The 18,211-nt window shown below is 74.1% G+C and carries 15 protein-coding genes and 1 tRNA gene; 8 read left to right on the top strand and 8 right to left on the bottom strand.

Translation table 11 applies throughout. The annotated features are described in order from the left end of the window. Positions 1-135: 135 nt before the first annotated feature. Complete coding sequence (locus ABD067_RS06905) at positions 136-855, top strand: M8 family metallopeptidase (protein ID WP_343894469.1); 720 nt, start codon at positions 136-138, stop codon at positions 853-855. A gap of 49 nt (positions 856-904) precedes the next feature. On the opposite strand, the gene lipB is transcribed toward ABD067_RS06905, so the two are convergent. Continuing rightward, on the bottom strand, positions 905-1,576 hold the full coding sequence (lipB, locus tag ABD067_RS06900; RefSeq protein ID WP_343894467.1) for a lipoyl(octanoyl) transferase LipB: 672 nt from the start codon (positions 1,574-1,576) through the stop codon (positions 905-907). Positions 1,577-1,605: 29 nt separating this feature from the next. On the opposite strand from lipB, the gene ABD067_RS06895 reads away from it, so the two are divergent. After that, a tRNA-Leu gene (locus ABD067_RS06895) sits at positions 1,606-1,691 on the top strand. Between the two features lie 188 nt (positions 1,692-1,879). Here the strand turns inward: ABD067_RS06895 and ABD067_RS06890 are convergent. The 4 genes from ABD067_RS06890 to ABD067_RS06875 all read right to left on the bottom strand — a co-directional run bounded on the left by ABD067_RS06890 (position 1,880) and on the right by ABD067_RS06875 (position 5,090). Beyond that, positions 1,880-2,158, bottom strand: coding sequence for a hypothetical protein (locus ABD067_RS06890; protein ID WP_343894466.1), 279 nt, complete (start codon positions 2,156-2,158; stop codon positions 1,880-1,882). Between the two features lie 38 nt (positions 2,159-2,196). After that, positions 2,197-2,769, bottom strand: coding sequence for an MFS transporter (locus ABD067_RS06885; RefSeq protein WP_343894465.1), 573 nt, complete (start codon positions 2,767-2,769; stop codon positions 2,197-2,199). 82 nt (positions 2,770-2,851) lie between these two features. Then, positions 2,852-4,171 (bottom strand): tetratricopeptide repeat protein, encoded by a 1,320-nt coding sequence (locus ABD067_RS06880; protein ID WP_343894464.1) that lies wholly within the window; start codon positions 4,169-4,171, stop codon positions 2,852-2,854. Between the two features lie 154 nt (positions 4,172-4,325). Further along, positions 4,326-5,090 (bottom strand): phosphocholine cytidylyltransferase family protein, encoded by a 765-nt coding sequence (locus ABD067_RS06875; RefSeq protein WP_343894463.1) that lies wholly within the window; start codon positions 5,088-5,090, stop codon positions 4,326-4,328. Between the two features lie 100 nt (positions 5,091-5,190). Between ABD067_RS06875 and aepX the strand changes: the two genes are divergently transcribed. Genes aepX through ABD067_RS06855 form a run of 4 tightly spaced genes read left to right on the top strand, consistent with a single transcriptional unit; the run spans position 5,191 to position 10,156 of the window. Next, a complete protein-coding gene (gene aepX / locus ABD067_RS06870; protein WP_343894462.1) occupies positions 5,191-6,855 on the top strand; it encodes a phosphoenolpyruvate mutase in 1,665 nt (554 codons plus the stop codon). 12 nt (positions 6,856-6,867) lie between these two features. After that, positions 6,868-8,043, top strand: a complete 1,176-nt coding sequence (gene aepY, locus ABD067_RS06865) for a phosphonopyruvate decarboxylase (RefSeq protein ID WP_343894461.1) — start codon at positions 6,868-6,870, stop codon at positions 8,041-8,043. After that, positions 8,040-9,068: a lysylphosphatidylglycerol synthase domain-containing protein gene (locus ABD067_RS06860; protein WP_343894460.1), complete on the top strand. Its 1,029-nt coding sequence runs from the start codon at positions 8,040-8,042 to the stop codon at positions 9,066-9,068. The genes aepY and ABD067_RS06860 overlap by 4 nt, the downstream gene beginning before the upstream one ends. Beyond that, positions 9,065-10,156 carry a 2-aminoethylphosphonate--pyruvate transaminase gene (locus ABD067_RS06855; RefSeq protein WP_343894458.1) on the top strand — a complete coding sequence of 364 codons (1,092 nt, stop codon included), beginning with the start codon at positions 9,065-9,067 and terminating at the stop codon, positions 10,154-10,156. Before ABD067_RS06860 ends, ABD067_RS06855 begins: the two co-directional genes overlap by 4 nt. A 27-nt stretch (positions 10,157-10,183) precedes the next feature. Here ABD067_RS06855 and ABD067_RS06850 read toward each other — a convergent pair whose 3' ends face one another. Continuing rightward, positions 10,184-10,783, bottom strand: coding sequence for a CDP-alcohol phosphatidyltransferase family protein (locus tag ABD067_RS06850; RefSeq protein ID WP_343894457.1), 600 nt, complete (start codon positions 10,781-10,783; stop codon positions 10,184-10,186). A 208-nt stretch (positions 10,784-10,991) separates the two neighbouring features. Here ABD067_RS06850 and ABD067_RS06845 point away from each other — a divergent pair, with 208 nt between their 5' ends. Together ABD067_RS06845 and ABD067_RS06840 are read left to right on the top strand one after the other, a co-directional pair. Then, positions 10,992-13,601, top strand: coding sequence for an MMPL family transporter (locus tag ABD067_RS06845; protein ID WP_343894456.1), 2,610 nt, complete (start codon positions 10,992-10,994; stop codon positions 13,599-13,601). Between the two features lie 408 nt (positions 13,602-14,009). After that, the gene (locus ABD067_RS06840) at positions 14,010-16,310 is read left to right on the top strand and encodes an NADP-dependent malic enzyme (protein ID WP_343894455.1); all 2,301 of its coding nucleotides are present in this window, start codon (positions 14,010-14,012) and stop codon (positions 16,308-16,310) included. Positions 16,311-16,327: 17 nt separating this feature from the next. Here the strand turns inward: ABD067_RS06840 and ABD067_RS06835 are convergent, their stop codons facing one another. Both ABD067_RS06835 and ABD067_RS06830 read right to left on the bottom strand, forming a co-directional pair. Then, positions 16,328-16,738 (bottom strand): type II toxin-antitoxin system VapC family toxin, encoded by a 411-nt coding sequence (locus tag ABD067_RS06835; protein WP_343894454.1) that lies wholly within the window; start codon positions 16,736-16,738, stop codon positions 16,328-16,330. Positions 16,739-16,923: 185 nt separating this feature from the next. Further along, on the bottom strand, positions 16,924-18,211 hold a 1,288-nt coding region (locus ABD067_RS06830), incomplete at its 5' end, for a hypothetical protein (RefSeq protein WP_343894453.1).

The following is an 18,211-nucleotide window of genomic DNA, read 5'->3' as shown; positions in this document are numbered from 1 at the left end:
CGCCGCCGGTTGCTCCGCAACCGGCGGTTTTCAAATCCTCCCCGAACGGTCCCGCTTCAGGGGCGTTGACCCCAGCGCCGCGCCCGGCGGCGCGGAGCCGGCCGACGCCGGCGGCATCCGAAGGGGGGAGGCCAGTTGTCCCAAGATCCGTCGCCCGATCCGCTCGCGGGCGGGGCCGTCGCGCCCGCTGACCCCCGTGCGGGCCTCTTCAACATCGAAATCGAGTTCGTCGGCGCTTTGGACGCGGCGCTCCAGCCGGCGTTCATGGCGGCGGAGGCGCGCATCGAAGCGGCGGTGCTCGGCGATCTGCCGGACGTGGCGCTCCCGTCCGTGGGCGGGGCTGCCGCCGCCGTGGTGGACGACTTGGTCATCCAGGTGGAGCTGCCGGCGATGGACGGCCCGGGCGGCGCGTTCGGCCTCGCGGGCCCCACCCTCCTCCGCGGCGACAGCCTGCTCCCCGCCTCGGCGCAGATGCGCTTCGACGGGGCCGACGCCGCGGCGCTCGCGGCGCAGGGCGTCTGGGACGAGGTGGTGCTGCACGAGATGCTGCACTGCCTCGGATTCGGGGTCCTTTGGGCCCCGAAGGGCTTGGTGGCGGGCGCCGGTTACACCGGCCCGGCGGCGATGGCCGAATACGCCGCCATGGGCGGCGCCGGCCCCGTGCCGGTGGAAATAACGGGCGGCCCCGGCACCGCCGGCCTGCACTGGTCGGAAGCGGCGTTCGGCGCCGAACTCATGACCGGCTGGATCGACGACGCGGGGCCGCTGAGCCGCCTCACCGTCGCGTCCCTCGCCGACCTGGGCTACGGCTTGGCGCCGCGTGAGGCATGGCCGGTGGACGCGGTCTACGCGTGAGGCGGCACAGGCGGATGTGGGGCGCCGGCCCCCGCATGGCCCGCCTCCGTCAGCCGAACACCTCGCCCCACGCCGCCCGCAACGCGGCGTCCGCTTCCTCCATGGTGGCGGGGACGCCGAGCCGGTGCAGGCTGGTCACGCCGTGCTGCGAAACGCCGCAGGGCACGATGCCGCCGAAATGCCCCAGGTCGGGGTCCACGTTCAACGCCACGCCGTGCCACGTCACCCAGCGCGTCACCCGCACGCCGATGGCCGCGACCTTGTCCTCCGTGCCGCGCGCCCGGTCGGCCACCCAGATGCCGACGCGGCCCTCGCGCCGCTCGCCGCGCACGTTGAAGCGGTCCAGCGCCCGGATCAGCCATTCTTCCAGGGAGTGGACGTAGACGCGCACGTCCCGGCCGCGCCGGCCGAGGTCGAGCATGACGTAGGCGGTGCGCTGGCCCGGCCCGTGGTAGGTCCACTGCCCGCCCCGCCCGGCCCGGAACACCGGGAAGCGCGGGTCCACCAACCCGTCCGGCGTGGCGGAGGTGCCCGCCGTGTAGGTCGGCGCGTGCTCCACCAGCCAGACCAGTTCCTCCGCTTCCCCGGCGCGGATGGCCGCCACGCGGGCCTCCATGGCGGCGAGCGCCTCCGGGTAGGGCGTCAGCCCCTCCGACACGACCCATTCCGGTCGGGCGAGCACGGGCGCCGGAGCGGCGCGGATTGAAGGGTCGGGCGTCATCGGCTATACGCCACGCCTCTACCCGAACTGCGGTCGTGGCGGAATGGTAGACGCGCCAGCTTGAGGTGCTGGTGGGGGAAACCCCGTGGAAGTTCGACTCTTCTCGACCGCACCATCCCGCGCACCGCCGGCCCCGCCGCGCGGCGGAGTCCGCCCCGAAGGCGACGGCGGACGGAACTCCCCCGACAGATCGCGGCCGGCCGCCGCCGGCTTCGCGCGTCCGAGCGGGCGACGTCCCCGCCCGCCCCACGGCGGCCGCAGGGACGTCTCCGCGTGGGTGTCGCCTTTTTCCGGTCGAATTCGTTAAGCCCGCCCACGAGCCCGCGCGGTGCTTTCGGACAGCTCACCCGGCCTTGGGGCGGCCGGGCCGGGACGCGGCCGTCGAAGCGAGGGCCGCGACCGCCACCGCGGGGGGAAGAACGGCACCCAGAGCACCGTGTCCCACCCGTAGGCCGTCAGCAGGCCCCCGGACGAGAAGGACCCCAGCGCCATCGTCCCGAACACGACGAAGTCGTTGAGCGACTGCACGCGCGTGCGCTCCTCCGGGCGGTGGCACTCCACCACCAGCGCCGAGGCGCCCACGAAGCCGAAGTTCCGGCCGACGCCGAGCAGGACCAGGGTCAGCCAGCGATCTCCGCCGCCGTCGGCATCGGCAGCCGGACGCCGAGCAGGACGAGGGCGGACGGGGCCGCCGCCCCGGCCTGCGCCAGGAAGGTCGCGGCGAAGAGGTGCGGCGGCCACAGGTCCATGGTGCGGGTGACGAGCTGCGGGCCGACCACCCCGGCGAACACCCCGCCCGCCATGACGGCGGACAGGGCGCGCGGGCGCCGCTCCGCGGGGACGCGGTCGGCGGCGGCGAAGCGGAAGGACAGCACCACCGCGGCGTAGGCGCCGCCGAAGAAGGTCGCGGCGCAGAACAGCCAGAAGGAGCCCAGCACGACCGCCGGCGCGGCCAGCAGGCCGGCCGGCACCCCGCGCCCCGTCCCCGCCAGGAACGCGGCGCGACGGCCGTGGCGCCGGGCGATGGCGCCGGCGGGCAGGGTGCAGGCCGCCATCCCCACCACGAAGACGGAGATGGGCAGGGTCGCCAGCGCCGGGCTCGGCGCCAGCGTGTGGCCGACGATGGCGCCCGTCGCGTAGACGACCGCTGAGTTCGCGCCGGCGAGCGCCTGCGCGACGGCCAGCCTGGCCACGTTGCCCGTCCCGCGCCTGACGCGACCGGGCGCGCGGTCCCGGCGGTCGCGGCGGCTTCGGCGTGCGGCATGGAGGTCGTCCTCAGGCCGCGAGCAGGCCGCGCCAAGCCGCGTCGCGCGGCGACGGGCGGCGGTGCAGGCGGCGGTCGAGCAGCGCGCGGGCCTTCGCGGCCTCGCCGCCGCGCATCAGGGCGAGGAGGAGCATGTCCTCCAGCATCTCGCGCTGGGCGCCGCTGCCCCCGATGCGCGCGACATCGGCCGCGACCGGCTCCAGGATGCGCGCGCAACCCGCGTGATCCTCCTCCGCGAAGGCGAGGGCCGCGCGGCAGATCGCCGGCACGACGGGTCCCGCGGCCAGGGCGCCCGCCTCGACGAGGGCCGTCAGCGCCGCGGCGCGCCGCCCGACCGCGTCCCGGTCGCCGACGGCCGCCTCGAGGATCGCCATGTGTGCGTCGGCGAAGGCGAAGCCCGCGTCGGGGAAGGCCCGCGCGGCGTAGGCCGCCGCCGCCTGCCACAGCCCCTCCGGCACGTCATGGCCGTAGGCCCGCAGCCGCCACAGGAAGGAGGCGGTGTCGCTCACCACGTTGACCGGCATCCCGGCCGAGACGGAGGGCTGGACATGCTCCGCGTAGACCGCGAGCGCGCGCTCCGCGTCGCCGCGCTCCAGGGCGGCGAGCGCCGCGTGCCAAGCGATGTGGCCGTGGAGGGGCCCGGCGCGGTCGTAGCCCGGCAACCAGCCCGCGATCAGCCCTTCCGCGTCCTCGCCCGCGCCGGCCTCGTACATCGCGTGCGCGAGCGCGTGGGCCGCGTTCGCGTTCTCGCGCCGCAGTTCGAAGCCGCGCAGCGCGAGGGCGCGTCCGTGTTCGACCGCGCCGTTCTCGGCGTGGGACCAGCCCCGGTAGGTCAGGAACCACCAGTCGTCGGCCCCGAAGTGCCGGGCGTGCCGCTCGCAGAGGTCCACCCGCGCTTGGTCGTGGTCCGCCATGCCGGAAAAGGCGAAGAGCCCGAAGGCGCCGAGGGGCAGCGAGAGGACCAGCACGTCCCGCGGCCAGGCGTCGGCGTGCGCGAGCGCCCGCTCCAACGCCCGTGCCGGCCGGCCGTTGATGGCGAGCGACAGGACCTCGACGTGGCTCCGCTCCCGCTCGGTCCCGTGCCGGGCGGCGATCTCCGCCGCCGCCGCGATCCGCGCCCTGGCCTCCGCCGGTTCGGCGCGGATGGCGTGCAAGCGGGCGCGCGCCGCGTGGGCGAGGGCGAAATCCGGGTCGGCCGCGATCGCCTCCTCCAGAACCTCGGCGGCGCCGGGCCAGGCCGAAAGGAGGAGGTCCACGCCGTCCCGGTAGCGCCCGGCGGCGAGGTCGGACGTCGTCGAAAGCGGCAGGCCGCGGCGGTCGAGGCGGGCCATGGCGGGTCCCTCATCTGAGGCGGGCTTCGTCGTGCGTGTTTACCCGCGCGCCCCATGCCCGTCTTTCCCCCACCGGCGGCACCATGGAATCAGAGCGCGCCGCGTCGCCCGGAGCGCATCCGCGCGCACCCCTCATGCACGGCCGAAGCCGAACTCAGGCGCCGCGTTCCAAGAGAGGTAGTATTTCGGTGCGGGCGCGGGCCACATCGGCCTCGAAGTCGATCTCGATCCACGGCAGGGCGGTCACGTCCGTGGCGCCGAACCGGTCGGGGGCGGCCAGGATCAGGTCGCGGATCGCCTCTTCGTACTCCAGGTCGGCGCGCCCTTGCTCGACGTGCGCTTCGCAGCGGTCGGCCAAGGCGGCGGCGGTGGCGGCGGAGAAGCGGAAAAAGCCCACCGACTCGCCGTGCCAGTCGTGCGCGTGCACGGGCCGCTTGCGGAAATCCACGATGCGGCCGTCCCGGAAGCAGATCTTGACCGGCTCGTCGCCCGGCTCGACGCCGCGGTCGACGAGCAGCACGTTCTCGCCGGGCGCGGCGACCAATCGCGCTATCATCCCCGGATCGTACAGCACGTCGCCGTCCATCAGCAGCAACGGCCGGCCGTCGCGCAGGCGGGCCGCCTGCGCCCAGAGCGACACCAAGCTGCCCTCCCGGTAGCGCGGATTGTGGACCAAGCCGACGCGGTCGCGCCACCCCAGGCGCTCCACCTCGGCCTCGATCAGGTCCCGTCCGTGCCCGACGGTGATGCTCACCTCCTCGATCCCGCACGACCGGAGCGCCGCCAGATGGCGCTCGAGGAGCGTCCGGCCGCCGAACTCGAGCAGGACCTTCGGCCGCCCGTCGGCGGCTGCGCCCAGCCTCCGCCCGACGCCGGCCGCGAGTATGATCGCGGAGATCTCTTTGCCGTGCTGCGCCAATGGCCTTCTTCCGGAGGTGGACCCGTAGTGGCAGTTCGATTACGACGGCGCGAAGCTAATGCGACGAACGCCACCGCGTCCACACACAGAAGGCAGCGTCTTGAGCCAGGTCGTATCGCCCAACATGCAGGTTCTCGGACCCGCAGGCCACCGCCCTCCCCCGACGAAGTTCGCCGCGCTGCGGAACGAGATCCGCTCGCCGACGCTGTCCTTCCTCATGGAAGCCCATGACGGGCTTTCCGCGAAGATCGTCGAGGAGGCGGGCTTCCGCGGGATCTGGGCCTCGGGCCTCACGGTGTCGGCCGCGCTCGGCCTGCGCGACAGCAACGAGGCGTCGTGGACCCAGGTGCTGGACGTGCTCGAGTACATGGCCGACGCCACGGCCCTGCCGATCCTGGTGGACGGCGACACGGGCCACGGCAACTTCAACAACGTCCGCCGCTTCGTGCGCAAGCTGTGCGAACGCGGCCTCGCCGGCGTGTGCCTCGAGGACAAGCTGTTCCCCAAGACGAACTCCTTCATCGGCGACGGGCAGCCGCTCGCCGACATCGACGAGTTCTGCGGCCGCATCAAGGCCGGCAAGGACAGCCAGCTCGACGACGACTTCGTCCTCGTCGCCCGCGTCGAGGCGCTGATCTCCGGGCTCGGCATGGAGGAGGCGCTGCGCCGGGCGGAGGCCTACCACCGGGCGGGGGCGGACGCGATCCTGATCCACTCCAAGCGGTCGACCGCCGACGAGATCTTTGCCTTCGCCCGGCACTGGGCCGGCCGCGCGCCGCTCGTGATCGTGCCCACCATGTACTACGCGACGCCGACGGAGCTGTTCCGGGAGGCCGGGATCTCGACGGTGATCTGGGCCAACCACCTGCTCCGCTCGGCCATCGTCGCCATGCGCGAAACGGCGGCGAGGATCGCCGAGGACGAATCGCTGGTGCGGGTCGAGGGCCGGGTGGCCTCGGTGAAAGAGGTGTTCCGCTTGGTCGGCAACGCGGAGCTCGAACAGGCGGAGAAGCGCTACCTCCCCGCCAAGCCGCCGGCCGCCGCCGTGGTGCTCGCGGCCTCGGCCGGGGACCTCGGCGGCCTGACCGCGGACCGGCCCAAGTGCATGGTGGACGTCCGGGGACGGTCGCTCCTCGACACCCTCGTGCACACGCTGCGCGAGAGCGGCGTCCGCGACGTCACCGTCGTCCGCGGCTACCGCAAGGAAGCCGTGCGGCTCGGCGGCGTCCGGATGGTCGACAACGACCGGTACGCCGAAACGGGGGAGGCGTGGTCGCTCGCCTGCGCGCGGGAGGCGATCCGGGGCGAGACGGTGCTGGCCTACGGCGACGTGCTGTTCCGCCGCTACATCCTCGACACCCTGCTGGCCAGCGGCGCGGACGTCGCCCTGGCGGTGGACGCGCTCGGCGACGGGCGGCGCGGCGCCACGCCCAACCCCCCGGACCTCGTGGTCGCCGACCGCCGCTTCTCCGGGCACTACCTGGACGACGGCCCCGTGCGGCTCCGCCGCGTGTCGAACGGCGTCGCGGCGGACGAGGCCTGCGGGGAGTGGATGGGCCTCGCCCGCTTCAGCGCGCGCGGCGCCGCTTGGCTGCAGGAGGAGTTGGCCGCCCTTGGGGCGGAGGGCCTGCTGGAGTCCGCCGACCTGCCGCTCCTGCTGACCCGCCTCGCGGCGCGCCGCCCGGTCGAGGTGCTGTACTTCACCGGCCACTGGCTCGACGTGGACACGCTCGGCGATCTCGCCGAGGCCCGCAACTTCGGCTAGCGTCGGCGTCCCATGATCGACGCGAGCGACTTCTTCGCCGAAGCGGCGCGCGCCGGCTTCGACTTCTACGCCGGCGTGCCGTGCAGCTTCCTCACCCCGCTGATCAACGGCGCCCTGTCCTCGCCGGGGCTCGCCTATGTCGGCGCCGCGAGCGAAGGCGAGGCCGTGGCGATCGCCGCCGGGGCTTGGCTGGCGGGGCGGCAGACCGTCGTGATGTGCCAGAACTCCGGCCTGGGCAACGCGGTCAACCCGCTGACCTCGCTGAACGAGCCCTTCCGCATCCCGACCCTGCTGATCGCCACTTGGCGCGGCGAGCCCGGCGGCGTCCCCGACGAGCCGCAGCACGCGCTGATGGGGCGCATCACCCAGGACCTGCTTTCGGTCGTCGGCGTGCCGCACGCGCCCTTCCCGGCCTCGCGCGACGCCCTCCCGCCGGCCTTCGCCCGGGCCACGGGGACGATGCAGGCCACCGGCCTCCCGTTCGCCTTCGTCATGCGCAAGGGCGACGTGGCGGAGCAGGCGCTGTCCGCGGCGGAGCGCCCGCCGGCCGCGCCGGGGCGGCGCGCCGATTTCCCCGCCGCCGCGGAAAGGCCCACGCGCGCGGCGGCGCTGGAGCGCTTCCTGCGGCTCGTCCCGGCGGAGGGGGCGGTCATCGCCACCACGGGCAAGTGCGGCCGGGAGCTGTTCACCCTGGCCGACCGGCCGCAGCACCTGTACCAGGTCGGCTCCATGGGCGGGGCGAGCGGCATGGCCCTCGGCGTGGCGCTGAACACCGCCGCCCCCGTCTTCGTGCTGGACGGGGACGGCGCGGCGCTGATGAAGCTCGGCACCTTCGCCACCATCGGCGCGTACGCCCCGCGGAACCTCGTCCACGTCCTGCTCGACAACGGCATGCACGACTCCACCGGCGGCCAGCCCACCGTGTCGCCCGGGGTGGACTTCGCCGCGGTCGCGCTGGCCTGCGGCTACCGCTACGCGGCGTCCTGCCAAACGCTCGACGGGTTCGAGGCCGCCTTCCGGGACGCGGCGGGCCGGCCCGGGCCGGCGCTGATCCATGCGCGCATCGCGCCCGGCTCGATGGCGAAGCTCGGGCGGCCCACCGTCGGGCCGGCCGAAGTCGCGCAGCGCTTCAAGGCATTCCTCGCCGGCGCGGCGGCAGCGGGACGGGGCGAGCCGGCCGCCGCGTGACCTGGTCCGCCCTCATCACCCTCGTGGTGGGCCTGGCCGCCGTCGCCTTCCTCGTGGCCGCCAACGAGCCGGCCGAGATCTTCGGACTGCTGGGCGCCGCGGGTTTGGGGATGCTCGCCGTCATCGCCCTCCGCCTGCCGCAGATCCTGTTCGCGGCCCTTGGCTGGGCGCCGCTGATCGACGGCCCGGGCCGTCCGGGATGGGCCGCGCTGGTCCGGATGCGTTGGATTCGCGACTCGGTGAACGCCCTCCTGCCGGTGGCCCAGGTCGGCGGGGAGTTCGTCCGCGTCCGTCTGCTCGTCCAGCGCGGCATCGGCGCCGCGCCCGCCACGGCCAGCGTCGCCGTCGATCTCGGGACCGAGTTGGCGGCGCAGTTCGTCTTCGCGGCGATCGGGGTGGCGGTGCTGCTGCGCCTCCCGCACCAGGGCCAAGCGGCCGCCGAATGGGCCGTCGTCGCGGCGGCCCTGTGCGGCGCCATGGCGCTCGGCTTCCTGGCGGCGCAGCGCTGGGGCCTGTTCCGCCTGGTGGAGCGCCTGCTGCCGAAGCTGACCGGCAAGGCCGCGGGCCGCGCTGGGATGGCGGGGCTGCACCAAGCGGTCCTGCGCCTCCACCGCGCGCCGCGCCGGCTGTGGTCGAGCGGCGCCGCGCACCTCGTCTCCTGGCTCCTCGGCACGTTGGAGGCTTGGGCGGCGCTGCGCGTCCTGGGCGTCGAAGCCGGGCTGGCGGAAGCGCTGGTGATCGAGAGCCTGGGCCAGTTGGCGCGCAGCCTGGGCTTCATGGTGCCGGGCGCGTTCGGCGTCCAGGAGGGCGGCTTCGTGCTCGCCTGCGGCCTGTTCGGCATCCCGCCCGAACAAGCCGTCGCCTTCGCGCTCGTCCGCCGCATCCGCGACGTCGCGTTCGCCTTGCCCGGCCTCGCCGCTTGGCGGTGGGGGGCGATGACATACGCGCGGGCCAGGACCGCGAACGCCGCCGCGAACGCCGCCGCGAACGCCGCCGCGACCGCAGGGAGGCCCACACCGCGATGAACGACCAGATCCTGCTGACGCCCGGCCCCCTCACCACCCGCATCGAAACGCGCCAGGCGATGCTGCGCGATTGGGGCTCCCGCGACCCCGCCTTCATCGCCCTGACGGCCGAGTTGCGCGCGCGCCTGCTCGCCGTCGCGCAGGGCGGGCCGACGCACGCCTGCGTCCCGCTGCAAGGGTCCGGCACCTTCGTCGTCGAGGCGGCGGTCGCCACGCTCGTGCGCCCCGGGGACAAGCTGTTGGTGCTCGCCAACGGCGCCTACGGCGAGCGCATCGCGGCCATCGCGCGGCGCATGGGGCGTCCGGTGGAGGCCCTGCGCTGGCCCGAAAACCGGCCCGTCGAGGCCCGACGCGTCGCCGAAGCGCTGCGCGCCGACCCGGGCCTGACCCACGTCGCCCTCGTGCATTGCGAAACGACGACGGGCCTGCTCAACCCCCTGGCCGAGGTCGCGGAAGCGGTCGCCGGCGCGGGACGCCATCTCCTGCTGGACGCGATGAGCAGCTTCGGCGCCATCGGCATCGACCTCCGCTCCGTGCCGGTGACGGCCGTCATGGCGTCCTCCAACAAGTGCCTGGAGGGCGTCCCGGGCATCGGCTTCGCGCTGGTCGAGCAGGCGGCCCTGGCGCGCTGCGCCGGCGTCAGCCCCTCCGTGAGCCTCGACCTGCACGACCAGTGGCGCGGCTTCGAAAAGGACGGGCAGTGGCGCTTCACCCCGCCCGTGCAGGTCGCGGCGGCGCTGGCGGAGGCGCTGCGGCGCCTCGAAGCGGAGGGCGGCCCCCCGGCCCGGCTCGCGCGGTACGCGGAGAATTGCCGCACGCTGCTGTCCGGCATGCGCCGCCTCGGCTTCGAACCCTATCTTGAGGAAGCATGGCAAGCGCCGATCATCGTGACCTTCCGCATGCCGGACCGCCGCCCGCCGTTGCGCTTCGCGTCCTTCTACGACGCGCTCGCGGCCCGGGGCTTCCTGATCTACCCAGGCAAGCTGACCCAGGCCGAGACCTTCCGCATCGGCTGCATCGGCGCGCTCGACCGGCACGACTTCGACCGGCTCCTGGTCGCCGTGGCGGAAGCGGCGCGCGCCGCTTGACCGCTCGGTGGCGAACGCCGCGTGTCCTCATTTCTCGGCGGCGGCGGCCCGCGATCCGGTGAAGCCGATCCAGAGCGCGGCGAGCGGCGTGGCCACCGCGGCCGCGATCAAGGTGGGCACCGCGGCGCCGATCCAGAGGAGCAGCGGAACGAGGACCAACGCGTCGTCCGGGTCCGCGTTGAAGCGGTCGCCCCAAGCGCTGTAGGGCCGGAGTTCCACGAGCCTTTGCGCGTTGATCTGCCAGAACAGCGCACCGATCCCCGCGCCGGCGATGACGCCGAGCAGAGGCCCCAGGACTCCGAGCGCCGGGGCGACGCCGACGCCGATCCCTATGAAGGCGAGGACGTTGGAGGTACAGTCGCTCACCAAGTCGTAGCGGTGTCCGCCCACGCTCGCGCGGCCGGTCTGGCGCGCGAGCTCCCCGTCGGCGCGGTCCAAGAGCATGGACAGCATGAAGATGCCGCCGCCGATCGCCAGCCACGGGCCCTCCCCTTGAGCGAAGGCGAGCGCGGCCGCGGTTCCCGTGAGCAGACGCAGCGTCGTGATGTGGTTGGGGGTGATTCGCGTGCGCGCGATTCGGCGGACAACGGGACGGACGATGCGATGGATGAGGGTGTTGTTGCTCACGTCATGCCACCTGTGCGGCGTCTGTTGGCGGTCCCGGGGTGGCCGGCCGGCGCGTGATTAGAGCGGCAATGCCTGCCACGGGCAACCCGCCCGCGCTTGCGGTCGGTCCCGCGGGGCGGGGCCGGTGGCCCGTACGTGCGCGGCGCCGCGACGTCTGCCAGCCCGGCTCCCCGCACCCCGACGACCGGGCGCCCGGGTGACCGGCGCGATGCCGCTCGGCGGCCGCATCGTCGCAGCGAGCTGCCGCAGGCCCTGGGCCGTCCTGCTGCTCGGCCTGGTGCTGGCGGCGGCCGCGCTCGTCTACACGGCGCGCAACTTCGCCATCACCACCGACACGGCCGAGCTGATCTCCCCGGATCTGGAATGGCGGCGGCACAGGATCGCGTTCAACGCCGCCTTCCCCCAGCACGCGGATTCGATCGTCGCCGTCATCGACGCCGCGACGCCCGAACTGGCCGACACCGCGTCGTCCGCGCTGACGGCCAGGCTCCGGCAGGACGCGCGCCGCATCCGCGGAGCGACGCAACCGGAGGGCGGCCCCTTCTTCGAACGCAACGGGCTGCTCCTGCTGCCGCTCGCCGAGGTGCAGGCGACGACCGAGCAGCTCATCGCGGCGCAGCCCTTCCTCGGCACCCTGGCCGCGGACCCGAGCCTCCGCGGCGTGATGGCAAGCCTGTCGACCGCGCTGGAGGGCGTCAGGAGCGGCCAAGCGCGGCTGGGCGACCTCGAGCCCGCCGTGGCGGCGTTCGCCGACGCCTTCGCGGCCGCGGCCGAGGGCGGGCCCGCCGCCTTTTCGTGGCGCCGGCTCATCGCCGGGACGCCGGCGGGCGCGCGCGACGACACGCGGCGCTTCGTCCTCGTCCAGCCGGTGCTGGACTACGGGGCGCTGGAGCCGGGCGCCGCGGCGAGCGCCGCTGTGCGCGCGGCGGCGCGGGAGCTGAACCTGGACGCCGACCACGGCGTCCGCCTGCGCCTGACCGGCCCGGTGCCGCTGGCCGACGAGGAGTTCGCGACGCTCGCGGACGACGCGGCGGCGCTGACAGGCGCCATGGTCCTGGCGTTGCTGGCGGTGCTGTGGCTGGCGGTGCGCTCGGTGCGGTTCGTCGCTGCCATCGTGGCCACCACCCTCCTGGGCCTGGTCGTCACCACCGGGCTCGGACTGCTGGCGGTGGGCCGCCTGAACCTGATCTCGGTGGCCTTCATCCCGCTGTTCGTCGGGCTGGGCGTCGATTTCGCCATCCAGGTCTGCGTCCGGTGCCGCGCCCAGCGGCTGTCGCAGCCCTCCTTGGTGGACGCGCTGGTGGCCACCGGCGCCGGCCTGGGCAGGCCGCTGGCGCTCGCGGCGCTGGCCATCGCCGCCGGCTTCTTCGCCTTCCTCCCGACGAGCTACACCGGCGTGTCCGAGCTCGGCGCGATCGCGGGCGTCGGCATGCTCGTCGCGCTGGTCACGAGCGTCACCTTCCTGCCCGCGCTCCTGGTGCTCCTTCAACCCCCGCCTGGCGGGGCGGTCGAGGGCGGCCTCGCCCTGCTGGCGCCGGTCGAGGCGCAACTCCGACGCCACCGCCGGCGGGTGCTGGGCGCCGGCGCGGCGGCCGCGGTGGCCTCGGTCGCGCTGCTCCCGATGCTGCGGTTCGACTTCAACCCGTTGCACCTCAGGAATCCGCAGGTGGAATCGATGGCCACGCTCGCGGACCTGATGGCGGACCCCGACCGGACGCCGAACACGATCGACGTCCTCGCCCCTTCGCTCGCGGAGGCCGACGCGCTGGCCCGGCGCTTGTCCGCCCTGCCGGAGGTGTCGCACGCGGTCACGCTCAGCAGCTTCGTCCCGGCCCGGCAGGAGGAGAAGCTGGCCCTCATCGGGGACGCCGCCGCGCTGCTGGCGCCCACCTTCGACCCGGTCGAGGTGCGGGCGGCGCCCTCGGACGCCGAGGTGGTTCAGAGCCTCCGCGGCACGGCGGCGGGCCTCCGCCGTGCCGCGGCGGGGGCGGACGACCGGGCGGGGGCCGAAGCGCGCCGCCTCGCCGCCGCCCTGGACCGGCTCGCGGATGGCGCGCCGAGGCTCCGCGCCGCGGCCGCCGGCGCCGTCCTCGACCCGCTCGAAGTCCTGCTCCGGCAGGCGCGCAACCTCCTCCAAGCGGGCACCGTGACGCGGGAAGACCTGCCGCCCGACCTGGTGGCGGACTGGATCGCGCAGGACGGCCGCGCCCGGGTCATGGTGTTCCCGTCGGGCGCCGCCGCGGACAACGCGCACCTCCGGCGCTTTTCGAGCGCGGTCCAGGCGGTCGCTCCCGAAGCGACCGGCACCCCCGTCATCATCCGCGAGGCGGGCGACAGCATCGTGGCCGCCTTCCTGCAAGCGGCGGCGCTGTCCGGGGCCGCGATCGCCGCGCTGCTGTTCGTCGCGTTCCGCCGAGCCTACGACGTCGCCGTCGCGATGCTGCCGGTCCTGCTGAGCGGCGTGCTCACGCTCGCCACCTGCGTCCTCCTGGGCCAGCCGCTCAACTTCGCCAACGTCATCGCGCTGCCCCTGCTGATCGGCATCGGCGTCGCGTTCAACATCTACTTCGTGCTGGCCTGGCGCGCCGGGGAAGCCGGCCTGCTGCACTCCAGCCTTGCGCGCGCCGTCGTCTTCAGCGCCCTGACGACCGCGACCGCGTTCGGCGCGCTTTGGCTGTCGAGCCATCCCGGCACAGCCAGCATGGGCAAGCTGCTGATGATCGCGCTGGGGTGGGAACTCGCCATCACCCTGCTGTTCAGGCCAGCGCTGCTCGCGCGGCCAGCGGCACCGCGGGCCGTCCCTCGCCAAGCCTCGTGAAACGGGAGGGCCTGGTTGGGGAGCGGAGGATTCCCGGCTCGCCGTGACCGTCGTGGCGGGAGGACGAGCCGGAAACCCTCCGCCCCGGCCGCCAAGGCTGGTGCCCGCTCGGCCGGAGCGCCCGCAGCCCGCGCAGCGCGCGGGGGCGTTCCAGCGGAACTCGGCATCGCGCCCGGCAGGGGCCGGCAAGCACCATCCGAGCGCGGCCCGTGCACGCCGCTTCGCCCGTCCAGGTCCGCGTCCCGCCCCGCCCGACAACACCGGCGAAACTTCGTGAATATTTTCCTATATTCATGCCAAGCTCCACGGCCGCTCCGCCGCGTCACGGCACCGGCGCGGCGCACCGCCGCTCGGTCGCGCCCTTTCTTCATCCCGGTTACTCTTGGCCGGAGCACGGGAGCACACGGGATGGACGAGGATTTCCGCAAGGCCGCGCTCGACTACCACCGCCTGCCGCGGCCCGGGAAGCTCGCGGTCGAGCCGACCAAGCGCATGGCGACCCAGCGCGACCTCGGCCTCGCCTACTCGCCGGGCGTCGCCGCCGCCTGCGAAGCCATCGCCGCCGACCCGAACGCCGCTTGGGAGCTGACGGCGCGCGGCAACATGGTGGCTGTTGTCACCAACGGCACCGCCGTGCTCGGCCTCGGCGCCATCGGCGCGCTCGCCTCCAAGCCGGTGATGGAGGGCAAGGCCGTCCTGTTCAAGAAGTTCGCTGGCATCGACTCCATCGACATCGAGGTGGACGAACGCGACCCGGCGAAGCTGATCGAGGTGGTGGCCGCGCTGGAGCCCTCCTTCGGCGCCATCAACCTCGAAGACATCAAGGCGCCCGAGTGCTTCGAGGTGGAGCGCACCTTGCGGGAGCGGATGCGCATCCCGGTGTTCCACGACGACCAGCACGGCACCGCCATCATCGTCGCCGCCGCGGTGCTGAACGGGCTGATCCTGCAAGGCAAGGACATCTCGGAGGTCAAGCTGGTCAACACCGGCGGCGGCGCCGCGGCGCTGGCCTGCCTCGATCTGCTGGTGGAGCGCGGCCTGCGGCGCGAGAACGTCACCGTCTGCGACATCGAGGGCGTGGTCTACAAGGGCCGGAGCAGCGGCATGGACCCCTACAAGGCCCGCTACGCCCGCGACACCGAAGCCCGCCGGCTGGAGGAGGTGCTGGAGGGCTGCGACGTGTTCCTCGGCCTGTCCGCCCCGCGCGTGCTCAAGGCCGAATGGCTGCCCAGGCTGGCGCCGAAGCCGCTGGTGCTGGCGCTGGCCAACCCGGACCCCGAGATCCTGCCCGAAGCGGTGCGCGCCGTCCGGCCGGACGCCATCGTCGCCACCGGCCGTTCCGATTACCCGAACCAGGTCAACAACGTCCTCTGCTTCCCCTTCATCTTCCGCGGCGCGCTGGACGTGGGCGCGACGGCCATCAACGAGGCCATGAAGATCGCCGCCGCCGAGGCCATCGCCCGCCTGGCGCGCGTGGAGGCGAGCGAGGTGGTAGCCGCGGCCTACGGCGGCAACGCGCCGGTGTTCGGCCCCGACTACATCATCCCCAAGCCCTTCGACCCGCGCCTGATCCTGGAGATCGCGCCCGCCGTCGCCCGCGCCGCGATGGAGAGCGGCGTCGCCCGCCGCCCCATCGAGGACTTCGCCCAGTACCGGCGCGAGCTGGAGCGCTTCGTCTTCCGCACCGGCTACCTGATGCGCCCGATCTTCGAGGCGGCGCGGCAGACCGCGATGCGCGTCGCCTACTCGGAAGGCGAGGACGAGCGCACGCTCCGCGCCGTGCAGACCGTGCTCGACGAGGGCATCGCCGAGCCGGTGCTGATCGGCCGCCGCGAGGTGATCGAGGCCCGCTGCCGCGCCATGGGCCTGCGCATGGACCTGTCCGAATCCGTGCAGGTCCTCGACCCGGCCAAGGACCGCGAAACCTTCGAGCCGCTGGTGAAGCTCTACCAGCGCAAGGTCGGCCGGCGAGGCGTGCCGCCGGAGGCCGCGGCGCGGCGCATCGGCACCCGCCCCACCGTCGCCGCGTCCCTGCTGCTGGAAGCCGGGTTGGTGGACGCCGCCATCTGCGGCGGCAGCGGCAACTGGATGAACCAGTGGCACTACGCCTTCGACATCATCGGCAAGCGGCCGGACGTCGGGCGCGTCTACGCCCTCTCGGCCGTCATCATCCCTTCCGGCACCCTGTTTTTCGTGGACACCCACCTCTTGGTGGAGCCCACGGCGGAGCAGGTCGCCGAGATGACCTGCCTCGCCGCCGAGCAGGTGCGCGCCTTCGGGATCGTCCCGAAGGTGGCCCTCGTCTCGCACTCCTCCTTCGGCGCGTCGCAGGCGCCCTCGGCCCGGACCATGCGGGAAGCGCTGAAGCTGCTCCGCGCCCGTGAGCCGGACCTTGAGGTGGACGGCGAGATGCACGCCGACGCGGCGCTGGTCCCCGCCATCCGCGCCCGCGCCGTGCCCGAGAGCGCGCTGACGGACACGGCGAACCTGCTGGTCTTCCCCAACCTCGATTCCGCCAACATCTCCTTCAACCTGCTGAAGGCGGCGGCGGACGGCCTGCAACTCGGCCCGGTGCTGCTCGGCATGAACAAGCCCGTCCACGTGCTGGTGCCGAGCGTGACCGCGCGCGGCATCGTCAACCTCACCGCGCTGGCGGCGCACCAGGCGCAGGGGCAGGAGAAGGACGAGGCCGGCGCGGCCGGCGGTTGACCGCTCGATGCCCAGCCTCACGCGCCGAGCAGCGGCACCCCGTCGGCGGGCGCCGCCTTCCGCAGGTCGCCGTTGAGGCTCGCCAGCGGCAAGCCCTCGCGCCGCGCCAGTTCGAGGTAAGCGGCATCGTACGCCGTCAACCGGTGCCGGCGGGCGAGGGTGAGCAGCGCGGTTTCATCCGGGGAGCGGTCCACGTCGATGGCGAGGCGGCCGAGATCACGCAGAAAAGCGGCCGTGTCGGCTTCGCCCAACCGGCCGCGCCGCTCGTTGGCGACGAGCGCGTTCCGCACCTCGAACCACCACAACGTCGGTACGCGGGCTTGGTCTTTGGCGCGGAGGCTGGCGAGCGCTTCCGTCGCCGTTGGATGCCGTTCGTCTTCCAGAATCCACGCGATCGCAGTGGGGGCGTCGAGGACGAAAACCGTCAATACTTGCGGCCCTCGCGGATCGAAGAGAAGATATCCTCGACGGTGATCTTGCTCTTGAGCTTGTTGCGAAGGGCGAGGATGCCTGAACTTCGCGCATGGCGAGGCTTTCGACCAGTCGTTCCGACCGATCCAAGCTTGCCTCGCGGCCGTTGCAATGTCTCGCGCGGCACCGAGGCCGGCCCGCCCTACCGCGTCGCGGCCTCCAGCCCCAAGCGGTCCAGCACCGCCGCGTCCGGCGGTTCGCCGGGCTTGCCCCTCATCTCGCCGAGGGGCAGCGGCTCCCTCGGCCGCGCCGTCACCTCCACCTCGCGCGCCTCGCCGCGCAGGAAGCGCGCCACGGCGGCGCGCACCGCGTCCATCCCGGCCGCGCCCTGGCCGAACGAGCCGAGCATCATCTCCGCCGTGTCGGCGTGCTGCCGCCGCACCTGCTCCTCCGGCACGCGGCTTTCCCGTGCCTGCTGGCGCACGTAGCGGGCGTAGAGCGACTGGTCCACGTAGCGCAGCGTCGCCGACACCAGCCGCGCCGCCTCGAAATCGGCCGACCGGCGCGCAGCGGACCGCTGCGAAACGCCGTCCAGCACCATCGAAAGCCCGATGGCGCCCATCTCCCGCACGGCCAGCGAAACCGAGCCGAGTTCCAGCCGGCCGGCCGCGCCGTCGAAGCGGCTTTCCCCGGTCAGGTCCGCCATCACAGCGTCGTAGCCCAGGCGGCGGAGCCAGTCGGCGGTGCCGGGGAACGCCTCGATCCGCAGGTCCCGCAAGGCGAAGGTGCCGCTCTCCGGCCCGGCCAGCGGCGTTTCGGCGGCGATGCGGAGCGCGCCGAAGCCGCCCAGGGCCCGCGCGCCTTGCCGGACCGAAACCCCTTCGACCTCCAGCCCGAAGGTGCCGCCGGGGGTCCGCGGCGGCTGCTCGGACGCCGCCAAGGCGGTGAGCGCCGCCGCCAGGTCCAGGCCCCGCACCGCCGCGCGCGCAGCCGCGACCCGGTTGCCCGACCCCGGCACCCGCATGTCGAAGCCGGACATCGAGACGCGGCCGGTCCGCCCCGCGCCGTACTCCTCCACGGAGAACTCGGCCACCGTGGCGTCCGAGGCGCCGGTCATGCGCAGCCCTTCGATCCGCAGCGCGTCCAGCCGCACCATGTCCGGCCTGACCTCGGCGCCGGGCGGCGGGCGCCGCACGGAAAGGCCGGCCAGCCGGAGCCGCGCGACGGCGGCGTTGTTCCGGCCGTCGCGCACCGTTACGGCGCGGGCGGTGGCCTCGCCGACGCCGTCGTCGCGCAGCCCGTCTAGCGTGAGTTCCTCCATGGCCACGCGCCGCCCGCGCCCGTCCATGGAAACGCCCAGCAGCCGCGCGCTCCCGCGCGCCGGGTCGAGCGTCTCGGCCGAACGGTAGGTCAGGGCCGTGTCCGGCCCCAGCAGCGCCCGCAGCCGGGCCACCGCCGCGGGCTCGTCCGCCGGGGCGGCAGGGGCGGCC

It is taken from the genome of Craurococcus roseus (genome assembly GCF_039523795.1).
Lineage (GTDB): Bacteria > Pseudomonadota > Alphaproteobacteria > Acetobacterales > Acetobacteraceae > Craurococcus > Craurococcus roseus.
The sequence above is the reverse complement of the archived record's forward strand: the minus strand, read 5'-3'. Positions and strand labels throughout refer to the sequence as shown.